This is a genomic window from Rahnella sp. NRRL B-41462 (assembly GCF_003263525.1).
GTDB lineage: Bacteria > Pseudomonadota > Gammaproteobacteria > Enterobacterales > Enterobacteriaceae > Rahnella > Rahnella aceris.
The window spans coordinates 1-5,978 of sequence record NZ_JYDF01000163.1 but is presented as its reverse complement, the minus strand read 5'-3'; the positions used below and the strand labels follow the sequence as shown (position 1 = coordinate 5,978).

Genomic DNA, 5,978 nt, shown 5'->3' with positions numbered 1-5,978 from the left:
TCGCAGGGGAGGGAGTTAACCCCGCCTTTGTGACTTCCCTTCCAAATCTTCGCTAAATCCATGTAATTCGATCCCATCGCTATAAAAATTTGAAACAGCGTTCTATAAATGGGGTGTTGAGTACTTTCCACTTTCATATGGAGAACGAATGTATGAGCCGTCCACTGTTTCATGGCGTGATCCCCCCTGTCGCAACGATCCTGAATGAGAATGAGCAGCTTGACCGTCAGGGGATGGCGCGTCTGGTTGATTTTACGATTGAAGGCGGCGTGAACGGCCTGTTTTTCCTCGGCAGTGCAGGGGAATTCGCGCATATGTCTCAGGCGCTGCGTCATGAAGTGGCTGAGTTTTGCACCAGGCATGTTGCCGGGCGCGTGCCCGTTTTGATCGGCGCAGCGCATCCGGGTACGGCAGAAACGCTGGCCTTCGCGCGACACGCTAAAAGCGTCGGTGCCGACGGCGTGGTGGTGGTGAATCCTTATTACAATCCGGTGACCGAAGAAGCGCTGTATCTGCATTACCGCACGATTGCTGAAGACGCGGGTTTGCCGGTGATCATGTACAACTATCCGGGACTGACGGGTCAGCCGTTGCCCGTCAGCCTGATCAAACGTCTGGCGCTGGAATGCCCGAACATTGTCGGCCTGAAAGATACCGTGGACAGCCTCAATCACATTCGCGAAACGATACAGGCCGTGAAACCTGAGCGCCCTGATTTCGCCGTGTTCTCCGGTTATGACGAATATCTGTTCGGCACGCTGATCCTCGGCGGCGACGGCGCGATCCCCGCCAGCGCCAACTTCGCCCCGCAACTCACCTGTGGAATTTACCGCGCCTTTAAAGAGAAAGATTTCGCCACTGCAGTAGAACTGCAACAACGGTTATCCTTCCTGCCTCCGCTGTACACGCTGGATACGCCGATCTACAACGTCATCAAATACGCCATTTCACAAGTCATCAGTGAAATGCCGGTGTATTCACTCAAACCGGCGCTGCCGCTGAGCAATGACAAACAAAAGGTTGTGCGTGAGATTTTGAAACAGGCTGGCGTCAGTGTCGTCGGCTAACGCTTCCTCTGCGCCTCCCCTTCACTGCGGGAGGCAAAAACCCTCAATCTAAATCGAAATCATTACTATTCCGCTTTAATATTCGTTACTCTATTCCCATGATTTACCAAGCCGAATGACTTTCATAACCTGATGATGCAAACACTCCTCGACAGTTTCCGCGAAACGCCGGTCAGCTGGGTTGCAGATACTTTCAAACCGATGACACCGCTGGTGACCAATGCGGTGCCGATGTCACTGCTGACCACTGCCGAAGGTTGCGCCAGCGTGCTCAAACGCTATCTGGATGCCAATGCCGCCGATGCCGCAAAGTGCGACACACGCCGTGCGCGGATCTCGATGTGGTCACAATGGTATTTCGCCACCCTGCTGCCGAGCTGGGTGATCGTCTCTCTGCGTCACGGCTGGCAACTGCCTATCGCCGCTGAAAATGTCTATCTGTGCATGCAGGAAGAAGGCTTACCTGCGCAAATTTATCTCGACGGCGAAGGCGAAGCGCTGACATCCGCTGAACCGATGGCGCGTTTCGATGTGATGATCGAACAGCAATTGCGTCCGGTTTGCGAAGCGCTGGCAGAATTCTCCGGTTTAAAGCCGGGCATTTACTGGAGCAACGCGGCAATCCGCGTCGGCTGGGGCGTCAAACAGGCAGAGCTGGTCAATGCCGATATCTCGGACGGTATGCGGCTGATGGAATCGCGCGAGCTGCGTTATGGCGGCAAAAATCCGTTATTTCAGCCGCTGCGCGCGGAAGATCCCTCAGACCCCGACAGCCCGCAGTACCGCAAACAGTGTTGCCTGCGCTACGATCTGGAAGACCACGCCATGTGCCCTTCCTGCCCGTTATTGCTAGCAGAACGTAAATCCGGCAAAAGACGCAAAACCGTCGCCGGATAAATCAAACACTTACAAAACCTGAATAAACTTAGCGTAAAAAATGATTGGATCTTAGCCGCGGATAATTATAAGAATTGGGTTATATAGACCAACGAGGTATTTATCATGACTATGAAAACACCGAAGAGCTGGCCCTCCGCTCTTAACTCGCTGGCCTCAGAGGTGATTGATTCTCTGGCGCAACCCGTTAACCGCGTATGGAATACGTTAACTGGCAAGCAAGAACCGCTCAGAGCAAGGATTGTTCATCGTTACGCGATTCCGTCTTCCCGGACGATCAGCGTCACGGAAGGATTCTTCGGATTTATTCCGGTGGAATCTTATGAGAACGAACGTTTTATTCTGGAAGTCGCTTACGCTGACAAACAGTATCAGGTAGAAGTCCCGCGGGCTTACTACCAGAAAAGCAATATCGGTGACGGTATCGACATCCACACGCTGTAACTGCCCCGCTTTTAAACAGGCTGCTCCTTTCGAGGCGCAGCCTTTTTTATGCCAAAAAACCTGCCTGACCCCACACTTCCCGCTTTAATTTTGTTCAATACATGAAAATTATTGACATAATAATCACCAGTATTTAGAAAATTATTTACATCCTATTCTTATAACAATGTTCTTTTCCTGAAGAGGTTAATGATGACCCGCACCGGACAGATTTCCCCTGCTACCGCCAGCCAGTCACGCCGCGCGCTCGTCGCCGGTTCGGTCGGTAATTTTATCGAATGGTATGAATTCGGCGTTTACGGTTATCTGGCGACGCTGATCGCCGGTAACTTTTTCACGCTGGAAGGCCAGACCGGCCTGACCGGGTTACTTCTGACGTATGCGTCGTTCGCGCTGGCGTTTTTCTGTCGTCCCATTGGTGCGATCATTTTTGGTCGCATCGGCGACCGCATTGGCCGCAAGCCGACACTGATCGCCGTCGTTCTGCTGATGACGCTCGCCACAGCGATCATTGGTTTGCTGCCGACGTACGCGCAGATTGGTGTAGCCGCCCCGCTGTTACTGACACTGATGCGCATGTTCCAGGGCTTGTTTGCGGGGGGTGAATTCGGTGGCGCGGTCTCCCTGATGACCGAATTCGCACCGAAAGGCAAACGCGGTATTTATGGCGCGTGGCAGTCGTTTACCGTTTCGCTGGGCTTGCTGACCGGCGTGGCGCTGGTCGCGTTGCTGGTTCAGACCCTTCCCGAAGCACAAATGAAAGACTGGGGATGGCGTATTCCGTTCCTTCTGGCGCTGCCGATGGGGCTGGTGGCGTTGTATCTGCGCCTGAAACTCGATGAAACACCCAACTTTGTTGCCAGTAAAAAGGCCGAACCGAAAGCGCAAAAAACAGCCGCTGAAAAAGCCTCTGCTGTCGCCACCGCCAAAGCTATTGCGCTGGGGATTGGCCGCATGATGGGCTGGTCGGCGGGCGGTTATACCTTCCTGGTGGTGATGCCGTCTTATCTGCAAACCTCCCTGCACGCCACGTTTTTACAGGCACTGGTGGCCACCGTGCTGGCGAACGTCGGTTTCGCGCTGGCTATTCTGCCTTCCGGCTGGCTGAGCGATAAAATCGGCCGTAAAAAAGTGATGATGATTGCCGTATTTGCCGTCATCGTGCTGAGTTTTCCGTTGCTGCATTTGCTGCAAAACCCTGAAAGCAGTCTGCTGGTGAAAGGCATTGCAGTGCTGATTGCCGGGGCAACAATTGGCATGATTGCCGGTCCCGGCCCGGCGATGCTGGCGGAAATGTTCCCGACCCGCGTGCGTTATACCGGTCTGGGATTATCCTATTCATTGTCGAACGCCGTGTTCTCCGGCTGTGCCGGTTTGATCATAACCGGTCTGATTAAAGAGACCGGCAATCTGGATATTCCGGCGTATTACGTGGTCGCCACCTGCGTGGTCAGCCTGTTTGCGCTGATGACGTTACGAAAAGACGATCATTTACGTGAACTGGAGGAATAAGCATGAATGGCAGTGACCTGCAGTCACGTCTGAACGCATTACAGGGCAGTTTTTCTCCGGCGGAAAAACGCATCATCACCATTATCAGGCTCAATCCGCTGGGTGTGGCGAAAATGGGCGTGACGGAACTGGCAAAATACGCTGAAACCAGCACCGCCACGGTGGTACGCACCAGCAAACGGCTGGGGTTTACCGGCTATCCGGCGCTGCGGCTGGCGTTGGCCGCAGAAACCTCCAGTCCGATGCCCATCGAGATGCCCCTGGCGGCGGATATCGGCGACAATGATTCGCCCAAGCAGATCCTGCAAAAGCTGCTGGAATTCGAGGTCAAAGGCGCGACCGAGACCACGCAGCTCCTCAGCGCAGCAACGCTGGAACAGGCGGTCAGCATCCTTTCACAGGCACGCCGGATTGATATTTACGGCACCGGTGCCTCAGCGCTGGTTGCTCAGGACTTCTGCCAGAAACTGCGGCGCATCGGCGTTGTCGCCCAGACTTTTGGCAGCACAGACGAAAGTCTGGTGAGCGCCTGTCAGTTAACGAATGCAGATGCAGCGCTGGCGATTTCCCACTCCGGCCAGACGGCAGATGTCATTGAAGCGCTTACACAGGCTAAAGCCGCGGGGGCAACAACGCTGGCGATCACCGCCAATGGCCGTGCCGCCCTCGCCCGCAAGGCCGATATCGTGTTACGAACCAGCAGCCGCGAAATGGGTTTTCGGGCCGCGGCGATGGCCAGCCGGACCAGCCAGTTGCTGATCATCGACTGTCTGTTTATCGGTGTCGCGCAGCGTCTGCCGGGTGCGCGCGACGCCTTGCGCAAAACCCACGACGTCGTGCGTCAGCGCCGCCGCTGATATTCTTACGCTCTGCTGCGCGCCTTCTATACTTCATAAAACACCTGAGTTTATGAGGGCATGCATGTTCACCCATCGTTTGGTATTTCCTGCCAGCGTACTGCGCGGGCGCGGCGCCATTAAGCATCTGGGCGCGATGTGCGGACGCTTAGGCCAGCGGGCAATGTTAGTGGGCGGTAAACGCGCCATTGCCAGCGTCGAGGCGAAAGTCGCGGATCAGCTCGAGCAGCAGATGGTCAGTTATCTTGGCAGTGAAATCTTCAACGGCGTGTGTTGTCAGGAGGAAATCGACCGGCTGGCAGACGTGTTCCGCACGCAAGGGGTGGAAGTGATTATCGCCACCGGTGGCGGAAAAGCGCTGGATACCGCCAAAGCGGCAGGCGTGGCGTGCAATATTCCGGTGGTGACACTGCCGAGCATTGCGGGCACCTGTTCGGCGGTGACCTCGCTGGCGTTCCGTTATCTTCAGGATGGTGAATTCCGTGACATGATGCCGTTACCCTGTGGCCCCGCTGCGGTGGTGATCGACGCTGATTTACTGGCCACAGCCCCGCTGCAATGGCTCTCAGCGGGCATCGGCGATACGCTGGCAAAATGGTACGAATATCGTGCCATCAGCGACCTGAATCAGCTTACCGGCCTGGCAGGTGTCGCCAGAACCAACAGTGAATTGTGTTACACCCTGATCGAACATTTCGCCGCCGACGCCTGTTTTGCGGTGCATGACGGCAAAGCCAACAACGCCCTCGAACAGGTGCTCGATGCCATTTTCCTTTACGCCGGACTGACCTCAGTCATGAGCAACGGCGCACACACCGGCGCTTCCCATGCGTTATACGAAGGTTTCACCGCCTGCCCGAAAACCCGCCACATCCCTCATGGTTTACTGGTCGGTTACAGCAACCTGTGCCTGCTGGCACTGGAAAACCGCAGCGACGATGAGTTGCTGACCGCCATCGCCCTGGCCCGCGACAGTGCCATACCAACACAGTTAGCGCATATCGCGACAGGGCTGACGGAGCAGGATCTGGCCGTGATTATTGACCGCAGTCTGAGCACGCCGGATATGGCGAACATGCCCGTGGATATTACCTTTGAAGATGTCAGGGGTGCGGTAGAAAGAGTGGAGAGGCTTGGGGCAAAAATTAATTAGTTTTTTTGCGCATGCTGTGCAAACTGGCCTTCAGGTCAAGGTCGTGGG

General features: G+C 55.3%; 6 protein-coding genes. All 6 read left to right on the top strand.

The window, feature by feature from the left end; all coding sequences use genetic code 11:
• Positions 1 to 152 precede the first annotated feature (152 nt).
• The 6 genes from UC14_RS25755 (at position 153) to UC14_RS25730 (ending at position 5,930) form a co-directional block, all read left to right on the top strand.
• Positions 153 to 1,067, top strand: a complete 915-nt coding sequence (locus UC14_RS25755) for a dihydrodipicolinate synthase family protein (RefSeq protein WP_112198704.1) — start codon at positions 153 to 155, stop codon at positions 1,065 to 1,067.
• A gap of 132 nt (positions 1,068 to 1,199) precedes the next feature.
• Complete coding sequence (gene fhuF / locus UC14_RS25750; protein WP_037034394.1) at positions 1,200 to 1,964, top strand: siderophore-iron reductase FhuF; 765 nt, start codon at positions 1,200 to 1,202, stop codon at positions 1,962 to 1,964.
• Positions 1,965 to 2,069: 105 nt separating this feature from the next.
• Complete coding sequence (locus tag UC14_RS25745; protein ID WP_013575718.1) at positions 2,070 to 2,408, top strand: hypothetical protein; 339 nt, start codon at positions 2,070 to 2,072, stop codon at positions 2,406 to 2,408.
• Between the two features lie 192 nt (positions 2,409 to 2,600).
• On the top strand, positions 2,601 to 3,920 hold the full coding sequence (locus UC14_RS25740) for an MFS transporter (RefSeq protein WP_013575719.1): 1,320 nt from the start codon (positions 2,601 to 2,603) through the stop codon (positions 3,918 to 3,920).
• Positions 3,921 to 3,922: 2 nt separating this feature from the next.
• Positions 3,923 to 4,777 carry a MurR/RpiR family transcriptional regulator gene (locus UC14_RS25735; protein WP_013575720.1) on the top strand — a complete coding sequence of 285 codons (855 nt, stop codon included), beginning with the start codon at positions 3,923 to 3,925 and terminating at the stop codon, positions 4,775 to 4,777.
• Positions 4,778 to 4,841: 64 nt separating this feature from the next.
• On the top strand, positions 4,842 to 5,930 hold the full coding sequence (locus UC14_RS25730) for an iron-containing alcohol dehydrogenase family protein (RefSeq protein ID WP_112198703.1): 1,089 nt from the start codon (positions 4,842 to 4,844) through the stop codon (positions 5,928 to 5,930).
• Positions 5,931 to 5,978: the final 48 nt, after the last annotated feature.

Excerpts from the sequence above, each read along its gene's own strand:
- UC14_RS25745 (WP_013575718.1), top strand. The coding sequence starts at position 2,070 with ATGACTATGAAAACACCGAAGAGCTGGCCCTCCGCTCTTAACTCGCTG.
- UC14_RS25755 (WP_112198704.1), top strand. The coding sequence starts at position 153 with ATGAGCCGTCCACTGTTTCATGGCGTGATCCCCCCTGTCGCAACGATC.
- fhuF (WP_037034394.1), top strand. The coding sequence starts at position 1,200 with ATGATGCAAACACTCCTCGACAGTTTCCGCGAAACGCCGGTCAGCTGG.
- UC14_RS25740 (WP_013575719.1), top strand. The coding sequence starts at position 2,601 with ATGACCCGCACCGGACAGATTTCCCCTGCTACCGCCAGCCAGTCACGC.
- UC14_RS25735 (WP_013575720.1), top strand. The coding sequence starts at position 3,923 with ATGAATGGCAGTGACCTGCAGTCACGTCTGAACGCATTACAGGGCAGT.
- UC14_RS25730 (WP_112198703.1), top strand. The coding sequence starts at position 4,842 with ATGTTCACCCATCGTTTGGTATTTCCTGCCAGCGTACTGCGCGGGCGC.